11 protein-coding genes and 5 tRNA genes are annotated in these 16,941 nt (G+C 61.2%); 9 read left to right on the forward strand and 7 right to left on the reverse strand.

Features of this window, described 5'->3' with window-relative positions:
- Positions 1–45: 45 nt before the first annotated feature.
- Positions 46–933 (reverse strand): protease HtpX, encoded by an 888-nt coding sequence (htpX, locus tag CKW22_RS11775; RefSeq protein WP_016715101.1) that lies wholly within the window; start codon positions 931–933, stop codon positions 46–48.
- Between the two features lie 308 nt (positions 934–1,241).
- Positions 1,242–2,453 carry a pyridoxal phosphate-dependent aminotransferase gene (locus tag CKW22_RS11780; RefSeq protein ID WP_033700608.1) on the reverse strand — a complete coding sequence of 404 codons (1,212 nt, stop codon included), beginning with the start codon at positions 2,451–2,453 and terminating at the stop codon, positions 1,242–1,244.
- A gap of 167 nt (positions 2,454–2,620) precedes the next feature.
- On the opposite strand from CKW22_RS11780, the gene msrB reads away from it, so the two are divergent.
- On the forward strand, positions 2,621–3,016 hold the full coding sequence (gene msrB, locus CKW22_RS11785) for a peptide-methionine (R)-S-oxide reductase MsrB (RefSeq protein ID WP_033700607.1): 396 nt from the start codon (positions 2,621–2,623) through the stop codon (positions 3,014–3,016).
- Positions 3,017–3,029: 13 nt separating this feature from the next.
- Positions 3,030–3,518, forward strand: a complete 489-nt coding sequence (locus CKW22_RS11790) for a glutathione peroxidase (RefSeq protein ID WP_033700606.1) — start codon at positions 3,030–3,032, stop codon at positions 3,516–3,518.
- On the opposite strand, the gene CKW22_RS11795 is transcribed toward CKW22_RS11790, so the two are convergent.
- Positions 3,508–5,865: a response regulator gene (locus CKW22_RS11795; protein ID WP_047583825.1), complete on the reverse strand. Its 2,358-nt coding sequence runs from the start codon at positions 5,863–5,865 to the stop codon at positions 3,508–3,510. The genes CKW22_RS11790 and CKW22_RS11795 overlap by 11 nt on opposite strands.
- Positions 5,866–5,928: 63 nt before the next feature.
- On the opposite strand from CKW22_RS11795, the gene CKW22_RS11800 reads away from it, so the two are divergent.
- Complete coding sequence (locus tag CKW22_RS11800) at positions 5,929–6,816, forward strand: ATP-binding protein (RefSeq protein WP_033700604.1); 888 nt, start codon at positions 5,929–5,931, stop codon at positions 6,814–6,816.
- Positions 6,817–7,299, forward strand: a complete 483-nt coding sequence (locus tag CKW22_RS11805; RefSeq protein ID WP_033700602.1) for a GAF domain-containing protein — start codon at positions 6,817–6,819, stop codon at positions 7,297–7,299.
- A 49-nt stretch (positions 7,300–7,348) separates the two neighbouring features.
- Here the strand turns inward: CKW22_RS11805 and CKW22_RS11810 are convergent, their stop codons facing one another.
- Positions 7,349–8,116 (reverse strand): hypothetical protein, encoded by a 768-nt coding sequence (locus CKW22_RS11810; protein ID WP_033700600.1) that lies wholly within the window; start codon positions 8,114–8,116, stop codon positions 7,349–7,351.
- A 354-nt stretch (positions 8,117–8,470) separates the two neighbouring features.
- Between CKW22_RS11810 and CKW22_RS11815 the strand changes: the two genes are divergently transcribed.
- The 5 genes from CKW22_RS11815 to CKW22_RS11835 all read left to right on the forward strand — a co-directional run bounded on the left by CKW22_RS11815 (position 8,471) and on the right by CKW22_RS11835 (position 9,032).
- Positions 8,471–8,546, forward strand: a tRNA-Glu gene (locus CKW22_RS11815).
- Positions 8,547–8,549: 3 nt separating this feature from the next.
- Positions 8,550–8,625, forward strand: a tRNA-Gly gene (locus tag CKW22_RS11820).
- Between the two features lie 92 nt (positions 8,626–8,717).
- Positions 8,718–8,793: transfer RNA gene (locus tag CKW22_RS11825), tRNA-Glu, on the forward strand.
- 3 nt (positions 8,794–8,796) lie between these two features.
- A tRNA-Gly gene (locus CKW22_RS11830) sits at positions 8,797–8,872 on the forward strand.
- Between the two features lie 84 nt (positions 8,873–8,956).
- Positions 8,957–9,032, forward strand: a tRNA-Gly gene (locus CKW22_RS11835).
- Positions 9,033–9,135: 103 nt separating this feature from the next.
- On the opposite strand, the gene CKW22_RS11840 is transcribed toward CKW22_RS11835, so the two are convergent.
- From CKW22_RS11840 to CKW22_RS11850, 3 genes are all read right to left on the reverse strand, one after another.
- A complete protein-coding gene (locus CKW22_RS11840) occupies positions 9,136–10,221 on the reverse strand; it encodes a fimbrial protein (RefSeq protein ID WP_033700598.1) in 1,086 nt (361 codons plus the stop codon).
- Between the two features lie 28 nt (positions 10,222–10,249).
- Entirely contained in the window at positions 10,250–12,766 is a 2,517-nt protein-coding gene (locus CKW22_RS11845; RefSeq protein ID WP_047583823.1) for a fimbria/pilus outer membrane usher protein, read from the reverse strand.
- 210 nt (positions 12,767–12,976) lie between these two features.
- The coding region (locus CKW22_RS11850; protein WP_143500727.1) for an RHS repeat-associated core domain-containing protein at positions 12,977–16,941 on the reverse strand (3,965 nt) is incomplete at its 5' end.

Genomic DNA, 16,941 nt, shown 5'->3' on the forward strand with positions numbered 1-16,941 from the left:
GTAAAAAAGGGCGACCGAAGTCGCCCTTTGTTTTTAGCGGGTGGCTCAACCGCGGCGACGCAGCGCCTCGATGCGGTCTTCCAGTGGCGGGTGGCTCATCAGCAGGCCTGCCAGGCCGTGCTTGAGGCCGCCATTGATGCCAAAGGCCTTCATGGTGTCCGGCATGTGCACCGGCAGGCCTTGCTCCACGCGCAGGCGCTGCAGGGCGCCGATCATCGCGGCCGTGCCGGCCAGTTGCGCACCGGCTTCGTCGGCGCGGTACTCGCGGCGTCGCGAGAACCACATGACGATCATGCTGGCCAGGATGCCCAGGATCAGTTCGGCAACGATGGTCGCCACGTAGTAGGCGATGCCCTGGCCTTCTTCGTTCTTGAAGATGACCTTGTCGACGAAGTTGCCGATGATGCGGGCGAAGAACATCACGAAGGTGTTCACCACGCCCTGCACCAGTGCCAGGGTGACCATGTCACCGTTGGCCACGTGGCCGATTTCGTGGGCCAGCACCGCACGCACCTCATCGGGCGAGAAGCGCTCGAGCAGGCCCTGGGATACGGCCACCAGGGCGTCGTTACGGTTCCAGCCGGTGGCAAAGGCATTGGCCTCGTACGCGGGGAAGATACCCACCTCGGGCATCTTGATGCCGGCCTCGCGCGACAGCTCTTCGACCGTTTGCAACAGCCACTGCTCGTGGCGGGTGCGCGGCTGGGAGATGATCTGGGTACCGGTGCTCATCTTCGCCATCCACTTGGAGATGAACAGCGAGACGAGGGAGCCGGCAAAACCGAACACGGCGCAGAACACCAGCAGGCTGCTGAGGTTGAGGTCGACCCCGTTGGCGGCCATGAACCCGTTGAAACCGAACAGGCTCAGGGTAATGCTTGCAACCAGCACCACCGCGAGGTTGGTGGCTACAAACAACAGAATGCGCATCATGGTTGTTACGTTCTCCTGACGGATGAGTGTGTTGCTTACTGCGGGGTATATAAGGGGCAAGCCGTGCCGATTCAATCGGGCGACTATTTCAAACTGTGTACGGCGGAGTATGGCAGAGGAAAAGGCTGGGGCTGTGAGGCAGAGCGTTGCAGGATGTAAGAGACATCACATGGGATTGCGGGGGCTGCTTTGCAGCCCATTCGCGGGGCAAGTCGGATCGCCGCACCGCCGCTCCCACAGTAATTCCACAACCCTCAGGTACGGGGTTGCATCTGTGGGAGCGTGCTTGCCCCGGAACGCGCCGGAATTTACTGCGAATAACCCTTGAGGAAGTTCCCGATCCGCCCGATTGCCTGCTCCAGGTCATCTACCCGCGGCAAGGTCACCACACGGAAGTGGTCCGGCCACGGCCAGTTGAACGCCGTGCCCTGTACGATCAGCAGCTTCTCTGACAGCAGCAGGTCGAGCACGAACTTCTCGTCGTTGTGAATCGGGCACACTTTCGGGTCGATCTTCGGGAACGCATACAGCGCGCCCATCGGCTTCACGCAGCTCACGCCGGGGATCGAATTGAGCAGCTCGTAAGTGCGGTTGCGCTGCTCCAGCAGGCGGCCTTGTGGCAGAACCAGGTCATTGATGCTCTGGTAGCCGCCCAGGGCGGTCTGGATGGCGTGCTGGGCCGGCACGTTGGCGCACAGGCGCATGTTGGCCAGCATGTCGATGCCTTCGATGTAGCTCTGGGCGTGGTGTTTGGGCCCGGAAATGATCAGCCAGCCTGAGCGGAAGCCCGCCACCCGGTACGACTTGGACAGACCGTTGAAGGTCAGGCACAGCAGGTCTGGCGCCAGCGAGGCGGTGCTGATGTGCACGGCTTCGTCGTAGAGGATCTTGTCGTAGATCTCGTCGGAGAACACCACCAGGTTGTGCTGGCGTGCCAGCTCCAGCATGCCCAGCAGCAGCTCTTTGGAGTAAACCGCGCCGGTCGGGTTGTTCGGGTTGATGATCACCAGGGCCTTGGTGTTCGGCGTGATCTTGGCCTTGATGTCCTCAAGGTCAGGGAACCAGTCGGCCTGCTCGTCGCACAGGTAGTGCACCGGCTTGCCGCCAGCCAGGCTCACCGCAGCGGTCCACAGTGGGTAGTCCGGGGCCGGAATCAGCACTTCGTCGCCGTTATTGAGCAGTGCCTGCATCGACATGACGATCAGCTCGGACACACCGTTGCCCAGGTAGATGTCCTCGATGGTGACGCCTTCGATCTCTTTTTGCTGGCAGTACTGCATCACCGCCTTGCGCGCGCTGAACAACCCCTTGGAGTCGCTGTAGCCCTGAGCGGTGGGCAGGTTGCGGATCACATCCTGAAGGATTTCGTCCGGCGCCTCGAAGCCAAACGGCGCCGGGTTGCCGATGTTCAGCTTGAGGATGCGGTGGCCTTCCTCCTCCAGGCGTTTGGCGTGCTTGAGCACTGGGCCGCGAATGTCGTAGCAGACATTGGCGAGCTTGTTCGATTTGCTGAACTGCATGATGGGGTCCCGGTTGAGAATACGCGCAACGCCCCGTCGAAAGGTTTGAAAGGGCAGGGCGCGGGTGCCAGACTGAACGCCTGGCACACGAAGCCACCTAATATACGTGCCACCCGCGTTACGGAAAAGACGGCGCGGGGTGAAATTAAGCCTGCCGAGGTCCCTACATGCAAAAGATCGACAAGACACTTGAACAATGGCAGTCGATGCTCGACCCCGAGCAGTACCAGGTGTGCCGCCTGAAAGGTACCGAGCGCCCGTTCAGTGGCAAGTACAACAGCGAGCGCCGCGACGGCATCTACCACTGCATCTGCTGCAACCTGCCGCTGTTCGATGCCCAGACCAAGTTCGATTCCGGCTGCGGCTGGCCGAGCTTCTACGCGCCGATCGAAGACCGCGCGATGATCGAAATCCGCGACACTACCCACGGCATGATCCGCACCGAAGTCACCTGCGCCCGCTGTGATGCCCACTTGGGCCACGTGTTCCCCGACGGCCCACCGCCGACCGGCCTGCGTTACTGCATCAACTCGGTGTGCATCGACCTGCAACCGCGCGACTGACCGGAGCCCGAACATGGCTGGATCGATGCTGGATATCCCCTGCGTGACATTGGGCGGCGAGCACAAGAAACTCGGTGACTTCCCAGGCAAGGCCCTGCTGGTGGTCAACACCGCCAGCCAGTGCGGCTTCACCCCTCAATACAAGGGCCTGGAGCAGCTGTGGCAGCACTATCGCGAGCGTGGCCTGGTGGTACTGGGCTTTCCCTGCAACCAGTTCGGCAAGCAGGAGCCGGGCGAAGCGAGGGAAATCGCGCAGTTCTGCGAGCGCAATTTCGGCGTGAGCTTCCCGTTGTTTCGCAAGGTCGAGGTCAACGGGCCCGGTGCGCACCCGCTGTTCGTCGAGCTCAAGCAACGTGCCCCGGGCCTGCTGGGCAGCCAGAAGATCAAGTGGAACTTCACCAAGTTCCTGCTCGACCCGGCCAGCGGCCAGGTCACGCGCTATGCGCCGACCACCAAGCCGCAGGCCCTGGAAGCGGATATCGAGCGCCTGCTCAGCCGCTGACGGGCACCCAGTGATCGACCAGTGCCAGTAGCTCTTCGCGGCGAAACGGCTTGGCCAGGTAGTCGTTCATGCCTGCGGCGCGGCAGCGCTCACGCTCCTCGGGCATGGCGTTGGCGGTCAGCGCGACGATCGGCAGCTCAGGCCAGCGCCCGCTCTGGCGAATGCGTCGGCTGGCTTCGTAGCCATCCATCACCGGCATGTTGCAGTCCATCAGCACCAGGTCGAACTCGTCCTGCTCCAGGCATTCCAAGGCCTCGGCACCCTGGCTGGCCACTTGCACCTGGCAGCCGAGCTTGGCCAGCATGCCCTTGGCCACCAGCTGGTTCACCGGGTTGTCCTCCACCAGCAAAATCCGCGCGCGGCCTTGTTCCGCAGCCGTGCTCGGGTTGGCCAGCGGGTGCTCGGGCTCATGGCCTTGAAGGGTGCGCCGCAGGGTCTGGTACAGGGCGTTGCGGGCCAGTGGCCGGGCCAGTTGATGCAAAGGCGCCAGGCTGACGGACTGCTCGCTGGAGAGGAAATTACCATAGGCGGTCACCAGCAGGAGGGGCGTTTTCATCGCTGGGCGCAGCTCGAACAGATGCTCCAGGTCATCGGTGATCAGCAGGTCGATCTGCGTGGCATCCAGGCCTGCGCTGCTGTCATGGCGCTGGTACGCCAGGCCCCAGGCGGGTAACAGGTCTTGCAACAGTTCATGCAGCCCGCTGCCGGCATTGCTCAAGGCCACCACACGCCCCTGCAGCAGCGCGGGCGGGATAGCCTCGGTGTGGACGGTCAGCGGCAACTCTGCGCTGAACCGGCTGCCAAAGCCCGGCTCGGACTGAATATGCAGATGGCCGTGCATGGCCTTGCACAGGTTGCGCGTCAGGGCCAGGCCCAGGCCGGTGCCGCCGTACTGGCGGGTAATGCCGGCGCCTGCCTGGGTGAACGGCTGAAAGATCCGCGCCTGGGCCTCTTCCGGGATACCTATGCCGGTATCGCGAACCTCCAGGCGCACACCGCCGACGATCTTTGCCAAACGTATGTCGACGCGGCCGAAACGGGTGAACTTGAGCGCGTTGGACAACAAGTTGCTGACCACCTGGCGCACCCGTGTCGGGTCGCCGAGCACGCTGCTGGGGAAGTCGCGGGCGATCAGGCAGGTCAGTTCGACGCTTTGTGCGGTGTTCTGTGACAGCAGGTTGGCGGTGTCCTCGACCATCGAGCCCATGTCGAAGGCGATACGCTCCAGTTCCAGCTGGCCGGCATCGAACTTGGACAGGTCGAGAATATCGTTGAGCAGCTCCACCAGCACCTTGCCCGAGTCGTGGGCGATGGTCATCTGCTGGCGCTGCTCGTTGGGCAGCGGGCTGTCCAGGGCCAGGGCGATCATGCCGAGCATGCCGTTGAGCGGGGTGCGGATCTCATGGCTCATGTTGGCTAGGAAGGCCGCCCGCGCCTGGGCCATGTCGAGGGCGCGACGGCGGGCTTCTTCGAGCTCTTGATTGGACTGGCTCAGGCTGCTGTTGCTGGCCTTGAGCTGGTCGGTGCGCGCCGAAACGATGTCTTCCAGCTCGTTGAGGTACTGGGTCAGGCGGTTCTCGGCGGTGCGCCGCTGCTCGATCTCGGTGGCCATGCTGACGAACTGCTGGTTGGCGACCTTGACCAGCACGCCGATTTCATCGTGCTCGTGGCCGTGGGGGCATTCCAGCCGGGTTTGCCGTGGCTTGCGCGGGTCGCTGGCGCTGAGCGCACCGATCACGTTCACCAGCGGCTTGGTCAGCATCATGTAGAACAGCGCCAGCAGAATGCCGGTCAGCACCAGGCTGCGGGCAAAACCGGTGAGCAGGGTGACGCCGGCGCGGTCGAGGAAGCGGCTGCCGAAGGCATAAGTGTCGACATCCAGGTACAGGGTGCCAAGGTATTCTTCGGGCATGTGGGCAAGGAACAGGCGGTCCTGCAGCTGGCGCTGTTCGCCGAACAGAAAGTCGCTCAGCGGCCGGTAGCGGTCTTCCAGGCGCGGGCGCTCGACGTCGGCCAGCACGGTGTCGTTGTTGTCGATCAGCCGCGCGCGGACCACCGCCGGCGATTGCAGCAGGCCGCGGGTCAGCTCCAGGGCCAGTTCCGCATCGATGTTGTAGGCGATGCGTGAAGCCGGGTTGTGGCTGATTTGCAGCAGTGCACGCACTTCGCGGTTGATGGACGCGTCTTCGCTGGCATAATCGATGCCGATCTGGATGAGACTGAGCAATGTTCCCAGGATGAAGCCGACCAGGACTGTCAACCGGGCTTGCTTGTATGACAGGCGATTGGTGAACTTTATATCCATGAGTCCCGAGCCGGTTTCTCGTCCCTTGCGCTGCGCAAGCATAGCCGATCAACCCCGGCTGCTGGCGGCTATTGCCGCCCCGAATCTGAATGTGTAGGAGTCGTCATGGACGCCCGCTTGATTGCTTTCCTGGACCGCGCCGAATCGGTATTGGCGCGCCTCGAACCCCTGTTGCCGGCACTGCGCCCGGACATCGACTGGCACACCACTCTGGCCGCCCGCTGGCAGCGCGATGGCCGCAGCGGTTACCTGATGCCGCTGGAAGTCAGCCTGGACATTCGCCTGTCCGACCTGATTGGCGTCGACCAGCAGCGTGACCAGTTGGGCCGTAACACCCACCAGTTCATCAACGGCCTGCCGGCCAACCACGCGCTGCTGTGGGGCTCGCGCGGCACCGGCAAGTCGTCGCTGGTGCGCGCCCTGCTGGCCGAGCACGCAGGTGCCGGCCTGCGCCTGATCGAAATCGAACGTGACCATTTGGCCGACCTGCCGCGGGTAGTCGAGCAACTGCAGAAACTGCCGCAACGCTTCATCCTGTTCTGCGACGACCTGTCGTTCGAAGCCGGTGAGGGCGACTACCGGGTGCTCAAGAGCGTCCTCGACGGCTCGCTGGAGCAGGCTCCGGACAATGTCCTGTTGTACGCCACCTCCAACCGCCGCCACCTGGTGCCCGAGAAAGAGAGCGACAACGAGAACTGGAAGCGGGTCGATGGCGAGCTCCACCCCAGCGAGGCGGTGGAAGACAAGATCGCCTTGTCTGACCGTTTTGGCCTGTGGCTGTCGTTCTACCCCTTCACCCAAGACCACTTCCTCAACGTGGTCGAACACTGGATCGGCCAGTTGGCGCGCCCTGCCGGGCTGAGTTGGCAGCGTGACGAAGCCCTGGACATCCTCGCCGTGCGTTGGGCCACCGGCCGCGGCAACCGTAATGGCCGTTGTGCCTATCAGTTCGCCCGCTACTGGGTCGGGCTGCAATTGCTGGAGCAGAAATAAATGATCGACCTCAATGCCAGTGGTACCGGCCTTGACGGCTACCGCCTGCTGGCTGCGCAAGTGCAGGCGCTGTTTGCCGACGAGCGTGACTTCATCGCCAACGCCGCGCAGTTTTCGGCGTTCTTGTATAACCAGGTGGATGACCTGAACTGGGCGGGGTTCTACCTCAACCGTAACGATGAGCTGGTGCTCGGGCCGTTCCAGGGGCAGGTGGCCTGTGTGCGGATTCCGTTCGGCAAGGGTGTGTGCGGTGCAGCGGCGGCTACGCGGCAAACCCAGCGGATCGAGGATGTGCACGCGTTCCCGGGGCACATTGCCTGTGACAGTGCGTCCAACAGCGAGCTGGTGATCCCGTTGGTGAAAGAGGGGCGGTTGATTGGCGTGCTGGACCTGGACAGCCCGAAGCTTGGGCGTTTCAGTGAGGATGATCAGCAAGGTATGGAGCGCCTGGTGGCGATCTTCCTGGAATTGACCGACTGCTGAGTGGGTTTGCCTGTACCGGCCCCTGTGGGAGCGGTACAGGATTACCGAATCAGTCGTACATTGCTTTTTTCTTCCAGGTCTCTTCCTCATCGGTCTTGAGACCTTCATTCAATTCATTCTGCTCGTTCTGTGCCGGCTCCATCTGGTCCAGCACCTGCGCATTGGCGCGGGCCAGCAGTTTCTCCAGGTAGGTCAACTGCTCTTCATACACTTTCGGCTCCGGCTGCTTGCGCAGGTACTGCACACCACGCTCGAAAGCCAGGCGCGCCTGGCCCGGCTGGCCCTTCTGCAGGGCCTGCTGGCCAAGGTTGTTGAAGAACTCGATGTGCAACAGCACCAGGATATGACGGACTTCCTTGACCCATTGCTTGGCCTCGCTGGCGGGCAGGAAGCCTTCCTGGGCGGCGCGGGCTACCTGGTTGTGCAGCGCTTCAAGCAGAAAACGCACGTCCTTGGCCTTGGCCTCGGCCTGGATCGGGTTGGGGGGGTTGTTCACCGGGATCTTTTCGCCCAGGGCAATCAGGCCTTCGAGTTCGGCAATCCGCGCCTTGAGCTCGGCGTTGTGCTTGTCCACCGCCAACTGCCGCTGGTTGAGGTTCAGCTCCAGGCGGGTCAGCAGCAGTTTGAGCGCCGGGGTCATGAACTGGCCGGGAAAGGTCTCGGTGATTTCGCCACAGCGACGCAAGCGATCGGCCAGCTCGACTTTCAGCCGCGCGCGTTCGAGCTTGCTGTTTTCGACCACATTGTTGAGGTAGCCGATCACGATCAGTAACGCGATACCCGCCACGATGAGCAGGGTGATCAGAAGTGGTGTCACCGTTAATGCCTCATGAAGAAGTTATGCATCAGTGTAGGAGCAGGCTTGCCCGCGAGAGGCCCTGGCAGGCAAATCTCTTTTTATATCGGCCACGTGCCCTATAACTACAATAGCGCTACCGGATGCCGGCACATTGATACCGAGCTTGCCGAGGTGCCGTCAGAAAATCAACGCCAAACCTCGGGTACTCCTTGGCAGGGGCACTCAGATGGACCGAAGTCATTGATTTAAATAAATTTCTACAAAGGGGTTGACGGCTCCCCGTCGCATCCATAGAATGCGCGCCACTTGCAGCGTAAAGCACACAGCGGAACGCGGCAGGAAGTGAAAGCAGCATGTAAATGCTTGCAGCGTGTCCCCTTCGTCTAGTGGCCTAGGACACCGCCCTTTCACGGCGGTAACAGGGGTTCGAGTCCCCTAGGGGACGCCATTTGCGGGAATAGCTCAGTTGGTAGAGCACGACCTTGCCAAGGTCGGGGTCGCGAGTTCGAGTCTCGTTTCCCGCTCCAGTTTCTCCGGCAACGCTTAACGGCGGGGCAGGAAAAGAAAGCCCAGGCTGAATCGTGAGGTTCAATACCTGGCGCACTGAAAAGTGTTGTGTGTCCCCTTCGTCTAGTGGCCTAGGACACCGCCCTTTCACGGCGGTAACAGGGGTTCGAGTCCCCTAGGGGACGCCATTTGCGGGAATAGCTCAGTTGGTAGAGCACGACCTTGCCAAGGTCGGGGTCGCGAGTTCGAGTCTCGTTTCCCGCTCCAGTTTAAATACTGTGGCGTCTATGCGGTACAGTGGTGGTGAAGGTCTTCAGTGCGTTCACGCCGGTAGCGGTAAAGCTTCACAATGCGGGAATAGCTCAGTTGGTAGAGCACGACCTTGCCAAGGTCGGGGTCGCGAGTTCGAGTCTCGTTTCCCGCTCCAAACACGTAAACGACAGAAGGGACGAAAGTCCCTTCTGTCGTTTTTGTCGTTTGGGTTTTTATCCTGTCCGGTGCTGCCTGGCAGCACTGGACAGGGGGCGCATTTACTTGTAGCTGATGGTGAAGTTCAGTGCGCCTTCAGCCAGGCCAGGCTCAACTTTCGAATCTGTTTGATAGTAGCGAGCCTGGAAGTCCAGGCGAGTCTCGCCGATTGCCAGCCTCTTCACTGGCACTTCCTCTTCCAGCAGCATGCTCGACCCGTCATCGCGTAGCAGCTGAATACCAATTCCCTTGGCTGTCGAGTTGCTGGTCAGGCTGAACAAGCCCTGGCTCCGGTCCAGGCTGCTCGATCCTCGGGCGCCGTCCAGGCGAATATGCGCCATGGCCACACTGCCTGAGCTGTCATCCTGGCAGTCGTTCAGGCGAATGTGAAAGGGCACTTTCACGGTGGTCGAGCCCGTCCCGGTGAAGTCGGCCAGCGTATGGTCACCGAGTTGCACGGGGTCGGCACTGACCGCATCGGGCCTGAGTGTGCACTGGGCATGATTGATCGTGGCCCTGAGCCTGAAATCCATGACATCGCCTCGCATATCGATGATGCCGCGGAACATTTCTTCGTCGATACGCTGTGGCCCGGGTGCGATGGGGCCAATCTTGATCAAGGTTACCGTTGGTTTGAACCAGTACATCTGCGCGGGGCTGGGCGTGCGTTTGCGCATGGCGCCGGAGTAAGGAATGGCGTTCGGCGTGCCTGGGTCGGCGCTGAATCGATTCGAGTAGCTCACCGCGTTGCCATCGAAAGGTTCACCTACCTCAATCGTTGCCCCAATACCGGGAATCTTGGTTTGCAGAATAGGGATCTGCCGGGCGCTATTGCCCGCCAACGGCGTGGACAGTACGGCGATAGGGGCAGTATTGGTCAATATGGCGAACACTTCTCTGCCACTTTCAAAGTGGCACATCAGGCGGGTGCGCGCCTCCAACAGTGGGCTTGCAGTGGCAATGACCGTGCCATTCGGTGCATCGCGGGGCATCCATACTGATCCCATGTCCACTTCATAGTTTATCGGGCCAGAATGGCCGGGATCATAGGTGCAGTCAGCCAGCGCAACCTGTGCGAACGGCCACAGCAGGAGCGCGTAAGCTGCCAGGGATACGGGGCGAAAACGTGGGCGTGAAGTAATGTGCATGGGAGTCTATCCGCAGAGCGTGATCGGGTCATTGAGGCTGGCACTGCACGGTTTGCAGGTAATAACCGCCATCCTGGTGCATGTCTTCGAGATTGATGTGTATCTGGCAGTGCGGCGTCTGCTGGTTGGTCCAGCTCACGTGCAGTGTCTGCTGCGGCGCCTCGATGGCGACCAGGGCCTGGCCTGCCTGGCCGACTACCGCCAATGTCTGGTCTTGCTCATCCTTGACCACCGAACCGAAGGGCATTGGGCGCCCATCGGGCTGTTGCAAGGTAAGCACCAGGCGGGTCACCCGCCGTGCCTCGAAGCGTGCCTTGACCAGCGCGCCGCGCTGCGGCACCACTTGCAGGGTCCCGGTTTCGATGATCGCGTCCGGGCCCAGATCATCGGTTTCGAGGATCAGCGTGTTGCTGCGGTAGGGCCGCAAGTGTGGGACCAACAGGTAGCCATCGCTATTGGTGCGCGCCTTGCCGGTGTTCTGCACGCCAACGCCGGCGATGTCCGGGACATGCACCAAGGCAGCCGTTTCGCCCAGATAGTTGCCCAGTGTCAGCCCTTGGCTATGGGCCAGCAGGGCGCCACTGGCATTCACCGATACGCTGCTGTAGTCGGCACCTTGCGTGTAACCGGCGCCAAGGCTGACTTGTTCGCCCAGGTAGCCGAGTGACAGTTCGGCGCTTTTGCGTTGCTGCTCGTCGTTGCTGGCCGAGAGGCGATAATCCAGGTTCTTGTCGTTGAGGCTGCCCCCCAGGCTTGCGCGCTGGTTATAGGCGCCATTGGAACGGCGCACGTCGAAGGTCGCGCTGCGATAGCGTGGTGAATCCAGCGGCAGTGAAAAACTCACGCCGAACAGCCTGTTTTCGGCGCGGTTGCTGCTTAAAGTCTGGGAGGCAAAAAAGTTGATGCCCAAGTTGCTGTACTGGGTGTTGTACTGCAGCTGGTACTGGCGTCGCTGGAAGTTACTGTTCCAGTAATCGTCCTGGGTCAGGGTCAGGCTCAACGAGCCACGCTTGCCCAGGTTCTGATAGACAGAGGCCTCGAGGCGGCTGCGGCGGTTGCCCAGGTAATCGGCGGCGGCGTAGCGTTGTTGCACGGCTTCGTCGAAGTCTCTGTACCCTTCGGTGGAATAGCGATACCCAGCAAAACGTAGGTTGGTGTTGGTCTGGAAGCTTTTGCCGTAGCGCATGGCGAAGCTGTTGCCGGTAACCTGGCCGAGGCTGCTGCCCAGGTCACTACGGGCATGGGTGACATCCAACGACAAGCCGCCTATCGAACCGAAATCGCGTGCCAGGCCGAAGGCTCCGGCGCGGTAATAGTCGCTGTTCATCGCGCCGCCGTACAGGGTGGTGTCCCAGGCACCGCCGCGGGCAAAGGTGCCTTGCCAGAATTTGGGGGAGTCGATGTGTTCGGCGCCGTTGTAGCGGCCGAGGCTGGCGGTATAGCGCCAGATGCCTTCGCGCAGCAGGTTGCCCAGTGACGAATAGGGTTGGGTGAAGCGGCTCACCTGGCCATCGCTTTCGGTGAGAACGATCTCTAGCTCACCGTGGCCGGCGCCGACGCTCAGGTCGTCGATTGCATAGGGGCCTGGCGCGACGTAGGTGGCGTAGATCGGGTACCCGTTGTGCAGCACTTCCAGCTTGGCGCGTGTTTGTGCCACGCCGCGGATGACCGGCGCATAGCTCTGCATGGCATCGGGGAGCATTTCGTGGTCCGAAGCCATCTGCGCGCCCTTGAACGGTAGGCTGCGGAATACTTCGCTGTTGGTGAAGGTTTCGCCGAGGGTCAGGCTGGCGCGCAAGGCCGGCAAGTCGCGGCGGGCATAGGTGCTGCTGCGGGTCCAGCTGTGTTGGCCAGTGTGGTCCTGGCGCAATGCCTGGTTGCTGCGCAACTGCCAGGCGCCCAGGTTCAGGCCGCTGCTCAGGTACAGGTCCTGGCTGCTGCGGCTGCCACCTCGACCGCGGCTGTGCTGGGCGGACGCCTGGTAGTTGACGAAGGCTGCGTTGATGCCAGGGTCCCAGCGCTCTACGGGCACCTGCCCGCTGATGTCGCGGCGCAGGGCGATTTGTGGAATCGATATGCTCAAGCGCAGCAGCGCGGGGTTGAAGTCCACCTCCGCTTGCGGCACCAGGCTTGGCAAGTCGATGCAACTCGCGTCGCTGGGCAGTGGCACCTCCAGGGCCTGCTCGCGCAGCCCTAGTTCACGCAATAGGTCGGCGCTCAGGCACGCTTGCAGGCCCTGGCCGTTAAGGGGATCGTGGAAGTCCAGTTCGTGCTGGCCTGCCGAACTCAGGTTGACCAGCAGCTCGACCCGGTAACGTCCTGCGGCTAGCGGGGTGTTCGCCTGCAACCCCTGCAGCGCCTGTTGACCGGCGTCCTGTGGCTGGCCGGGGGCCTGACGCATGAAGGCAGTGTGGAACTGCACCGGGGCGGTTGTGGCCAGTGTCGGTGGTGCGAAGGCCAGCAGCAGTCCGCCACCGGCAATGGGCAAAAGCGAGGCAAAACGCGGACGCGACGGCAGTGGCCTGCGCCGTTCAAGCTGTGGCATGGAGCTTTCCTGGTCGATTCAACTGCTCAAGACGTTGGGCAGGGGGTGAGCTGATGGCCAGAGGATATGAAGGATGGGGAGGCGGGGGATGTAGGAAAATTCTGTTCTGAGGAGCGGAACATCTGTACTGTCGCGGCTTGCAGGTTAAGACGGGGGGAAATCCCCTGCCACTAAAGGCGGCAGGGAATCAAGAGCGGATTAGAGTAAAAGTTAAAGGGAGGACAAGGCGTTTAGTAAAGAAAAACTCCAGGGTCTAGTGACGGGAGCCAAAGGTGCCCCAGATGCCCCGGAAGTGGGTAAGGTGAAGTAGAATTCTCCCGGTGTTCCAGGTGAATAAATTGCCCTGTTTTTGGTAGTGAGGCTCCGCCATTGCGTATTATTTTCCATGTTCTTGAACACCTGACTGGAGGTTGAGCGAACACTTGAATTGCCTGCTGTAGTCTGAGCACTTATGGGAGTACCCCTAGTAATGATGGGATCTCCTCCCGTTGTTGATAGCTTTATCGGCGAGCGCGGTGAACTAAATTTAGGGCGTGGTAGCTCAAATTTAGAGCCTGGCTGCATAAGTGGGTGTTTGGTCCAATGCTTTAGCTCCTTCGCTACCTTGAGAGCCATCCCTCGCCCAATCCCGAACATCAGCTCCCCCACGATCTGCAACGCGTTCGAGAGCATGTAGAACGTATTCGCCAGGTTTTCATCCTCGGTATATATCGCCGCGACCTGCAACCCGACACCCGCCGCCTGCATGCCGAGCCCGGCAATGGCGACGACATAGCCAATGCTCAAGGGCGCAGTCCAAGGCATCGTCACGGCGGAAATCACCAGGAACAATCCTGCGATACCTACGCCAAGCCATTGCGCCCAGCCTCCTTTCGGTCTCTCGATTGGATCGATGTAAGGCGGGTGGTAGCTGCGGTCGGTGGGGTTTTCCTTGCCATAGCCATAGGCGCTGCGATGGCCGGTGGGGTCACGCCAGTTCACCGGGTCGCCGAGGCAGTACAGGTAAGGGTTGATGCCTGACTCTTCGGGGGCGAGCGAATCGGGGCTGTGGAAACGCATGAGGCTGGGGTTGTAGGCGCGATAACCTCGGCCCAGCATGTACCAGCCGAACAGCTCGTCGCGCAACTCGCCGAGGAACCCAAGCAGTGTGCGCAGGCCGTTATCTTCCGGGCGTTCGCCATAGGCGCTGTACGTGGTCGGGTGCAGTTCGCCGGTAGCCTCCTGTTTCGGCCGCAAGCCGTCGGCGTCATATTCGGCGAGGACAGTACCTTGGGCATCGCTGAGCAGCAGACGGCTGTCCTGCAACTGGTCCCCTCGCCATTGGTTGAGGCCAAGCGCCATCTCGTTCTGGTACAGGTAGTGGGTCAGCAGGCCGTCCTGCACGGTGCGGTCGACCTGGTTGCCCTGGTAGCGACGCAGTACTTCGGCTGCGGTGCCGTAGCGCGCGGCATACAGCTGGTCATGGCCGTCATAGCGATAACTGGCCAGGACCTGGTCGTCGTCATCGGCGTCGCGTACTTCCTGCAAGCGCCCCACACTGTCATAGACCAGGCGCCGCCCCCATTCGTCATTGAGAGCATTGCCCAGTTCGTCATACCTGAAGGCTTGGCGGGCCGGGTAATCGGTAACCAGCGTGTGGGCCACTGCGGCGAGCTGGAAGCTGCCATCGGCCAGGTAGGTGAAGTCGGCGTCATCCACCTCGTCGTCGTCGAACCAGGTTCGGCAATGGGTCAAGTTATCTTGTTCGTCGAAATCGAACCGCTGGCTGATGATCGGCCGGCCTTTGGCGTTGCAAGGCAGCAGGGGGCCCTCGCTGTCATGGAAGGCCAGACGGTTGAGCGCGTCGTACTCGAAGTTCTCCTTGAGCAACACGGTGCCGTCTTTCTCCAGGCGGCGCTCAAGCAGCAGGTCGTCATCTCGCCACACCAGATGCAACTCATGGGCCACGCCGCCGTCAACGCTCAAGGTGCGTTTTACTTCGCGGCCGAGGGTGTCGTGTTGCAGCGAGCACAGCACGCGGCGGCCACTGGCCTCATCGACCGTTTCGGTGCTTTCAAGCAGCCCCTCTTCGTCGTAGCTGAATGCGGCTTTCAATGACTGCTGGCGAGTGTGGGCAATTCTCCCCTGGGCGTCATACGCATGCACGACTGCCTGGCCGTCACTGTCCTGGCGCGACAGCAGGCGACCTTGCGGCGAGTGCGCGTAGTCGACGTGATAGCCGGTGCTGTCCTTGCTGTCCCATTTTTCCTGGAGCAGATAGCCCAGTGGGGTGTACGTGTAGCTGCGCGTCCCTTGGGTATCTTCCTTGGCACTCGTGATCGCCGCACTTTCTTCGTAGTCGAAGCGTGCCAGGTTGGCTGCCGTCCCTTTGCCGCCCTGCTGGCGAGTCGTTTCGATCGTCTGCGGTTGGTCGGTCAGCTGAGGTTTGTAGCCATAGGTAATGACGCGCTTGTCCTGGCCGGGGTTGCCGTTTTCCATGCGGTAGGCGGTGCGCTGATGGACCAGGGTCTGAGAGCCTTGGTACGTGTAGTCTTCTACCCGTGGCCCTACGCTGATTTTCTCAAGACGTTCCAAGCCATCGAACTCACGTTTGCAGACAGGCCGAGCAACGCCGTTGGCAGGTTTGCGCACCTGGAACAGCGTGGTCAGCTCACTGAGGCTGTGCGCCGCGAATTGCCGCTCCAGCAGGCTGTCATCGGGGCGCTGGGTCTTGTGCATGCGGCCCCAGGCATCGTAATGGTAATGGGTCGAACGCAGGGTGGGCGCGTCGAGGTTGCCTTGGAGTGCGAGCGTCTCCTTCGTGCTGCGGCCAAGCCCGTCGTAGTGGTAGTCGTGCCTGCCAACTTCGCGGTTGCCGTCCAGGCGATACTCATACACGGGCTTGTCAAACCGGTTGAACTCACTGACCTGCTGTCGGCGCTTCAGCTTCGGGTTTTTGGCGCTGGTGATCCATGTCTTGATACGGTTGCCGTCGGCACCAAAGGGTGAGAAGTCCCGGTGTTCGATTACACCATCGGGTCGCTCGACCTTGCAGCGCTGGCCCCAGCCGTCGTAGCTGAAGCTGAAGTCTACTGCTACTACCCGTTCTTCACCGTCTTGTGTGTAGTGGTCGTAAAGGGTCTCGCCGGCCTGGTTTCCTAGAGGGTCATAGCGTGCCTGGTAGTGCACAGGCAGTGTCTGCGGTTGCTTGTTTTCGTCGAGGGCTTGCAGTTCCTGGCGCAGTGTACGGCTAGCGCCGTCCAGATAAGTACGGGTGAGTACGCCTTTGACGTCGGTCGCTTCTTCGAAAGCCTGGCCACGATCGTTCTGGTTGAGCAGACGGTACGCGTAGTGGCGCGTTGCAGCCTCGGTGGTGTCTGCGCCCACTGTTTCTTCCAGCATCCGGTTGAGCTTGTCGTGGCGGTAGCGGGTGATGACGCCGTTGAGGTCCTGTTGCTGATACAAGCCACCGGTGGTGACATGCTGGATCTGTTCGATCTTGCGCTGTAGGGTGCCGCCTGGGGCTGTATAGGTATGCTCGGTCGACAGCAGCGTGGGCAGCCCGGCTTCGTCATCCAGCCGTTTGTATTTCCATTGACTGCGAGCGGTGGTGCCATTCAGGGTCGTTGACTGATGGTCCATGCGGCCATACAGGAACGCATTGCTGCTGTCCTCCAAATACCCGCATTCTGTCTTTTGCAGCGATTGCTCCTGCTCTTTGCTTTCACTGTCGATCAATACCTGGAAGATCTCTTCCTCGTTGCGTAGCAACCAGTCTTCCTGTGCTTTGTACCCCTGCGCAGGCGGTAGAGGTGCGAGCTGGCGGTATTGATAACGGACGCGAATAGTTTGTGCTGGCTCGTGGCCTGGCTCCACCGAGCAGTCGGCTGGATATACCGTCAGGCTTTCCAGAGTGCCGACGAAACCTTCCGGATTGGCCGGGTGGTAGGTATTGACCGTACGGATGCCGTTGGCTTGGGTCTCCTCGGTCAGGTTGCCGAACGCGTCGTAGTCGGTGGTGACTTTTTCTTCCCGGTACTCCCGCGGATCATTCGCCAGTCTCCAGACTTTTGTCATGACGTGGGGTAGCTGGAACTTTTCCGGCTGGTTTTCGAAACGCTGGCCGGCCACTTCGTGGTAGGTGGTGCTGACGGTTTCGACGCAGTCGTCCTGGCGCGTGACCTGTTCGTTCAACA

It is taken from the genome of Pseudomonas sp. Irchel s3f19 (assembly GCF_900187555.1).
Lineage (GTDB): Bacteria > Pseudomonadota > Gammaproteobacteria > Pseudomonadales > Pseudomonadaceae > Aquipseudomonas > Aquipseudomonas capeferrum.

Excerpts from the sequence above, each read along its gene's own strand:
- CKW22_RS11795 (WP_047583825.1), bottom strand. The coding sequence starts at position 5,865 with ATGCTTGCGCAGCGCAAGGGACGAGAAACCGGCTCGGGACTCATGGAT.
- CKW22_RS11805 (WP_033700602.1), top strand. The coding sequence starts at position 6,817 with ATGATCGACCTCAATGCCAGTGGTACCGGCCTTGACGGCTACCGCCTG.
- msrB (WP_033700607.1), top strand. The coding sequence starts at position 2,621 with ATGCAAAAGATCGACAAGACACTTGAACAATGGCAGTCGATGCTCGAC.
- CKW22_RS11780 (WP_033700608.1), bottom strand. The coding sequence starts at position 2,453 with ATGCAGTTCAGCAAATCGAACAAGCTCGCCAATGTCTGCTACGACATT.
- CKW22_RS11790 (WP_033700606.1), top strand. The coding sequence starts at position 3,030 with ATGGCTGGATCGATGCTGGATATCCCCTGCGTGACATTGGGCGGCGAG.
- htpX (WP_016715101.1), bottom strand. The coding sequence starts at position 933 with ATGATGCGCATTCTGTTGTTTGTAGCCACCAACCTCGCGGTGGTGCTG.
- CKW22_RS11800 (WP_033700604.1), top strand. The coding sequence starts at position 5,929 with ATGGACGCCCGCTTGATTGCTTTCCTGGACCGCGCCGAATCGGTATTG.
- CKW22_RS11840 (WP_033700598.1), bottom strand. The coding sequence starts at position 10,221 with ATGCACATTACTTCACGCCCACGTTTTCGCCCCGTATCCCTGGCAGCT.
- CKW22_RS11845 (WP_047583823.1), bottom strand. The coding sequence starts at position 12,766 with ATGCCACAGCTTGAACGGCGCAGGCCACTGCCGTCGCGTCCGCGTTTT.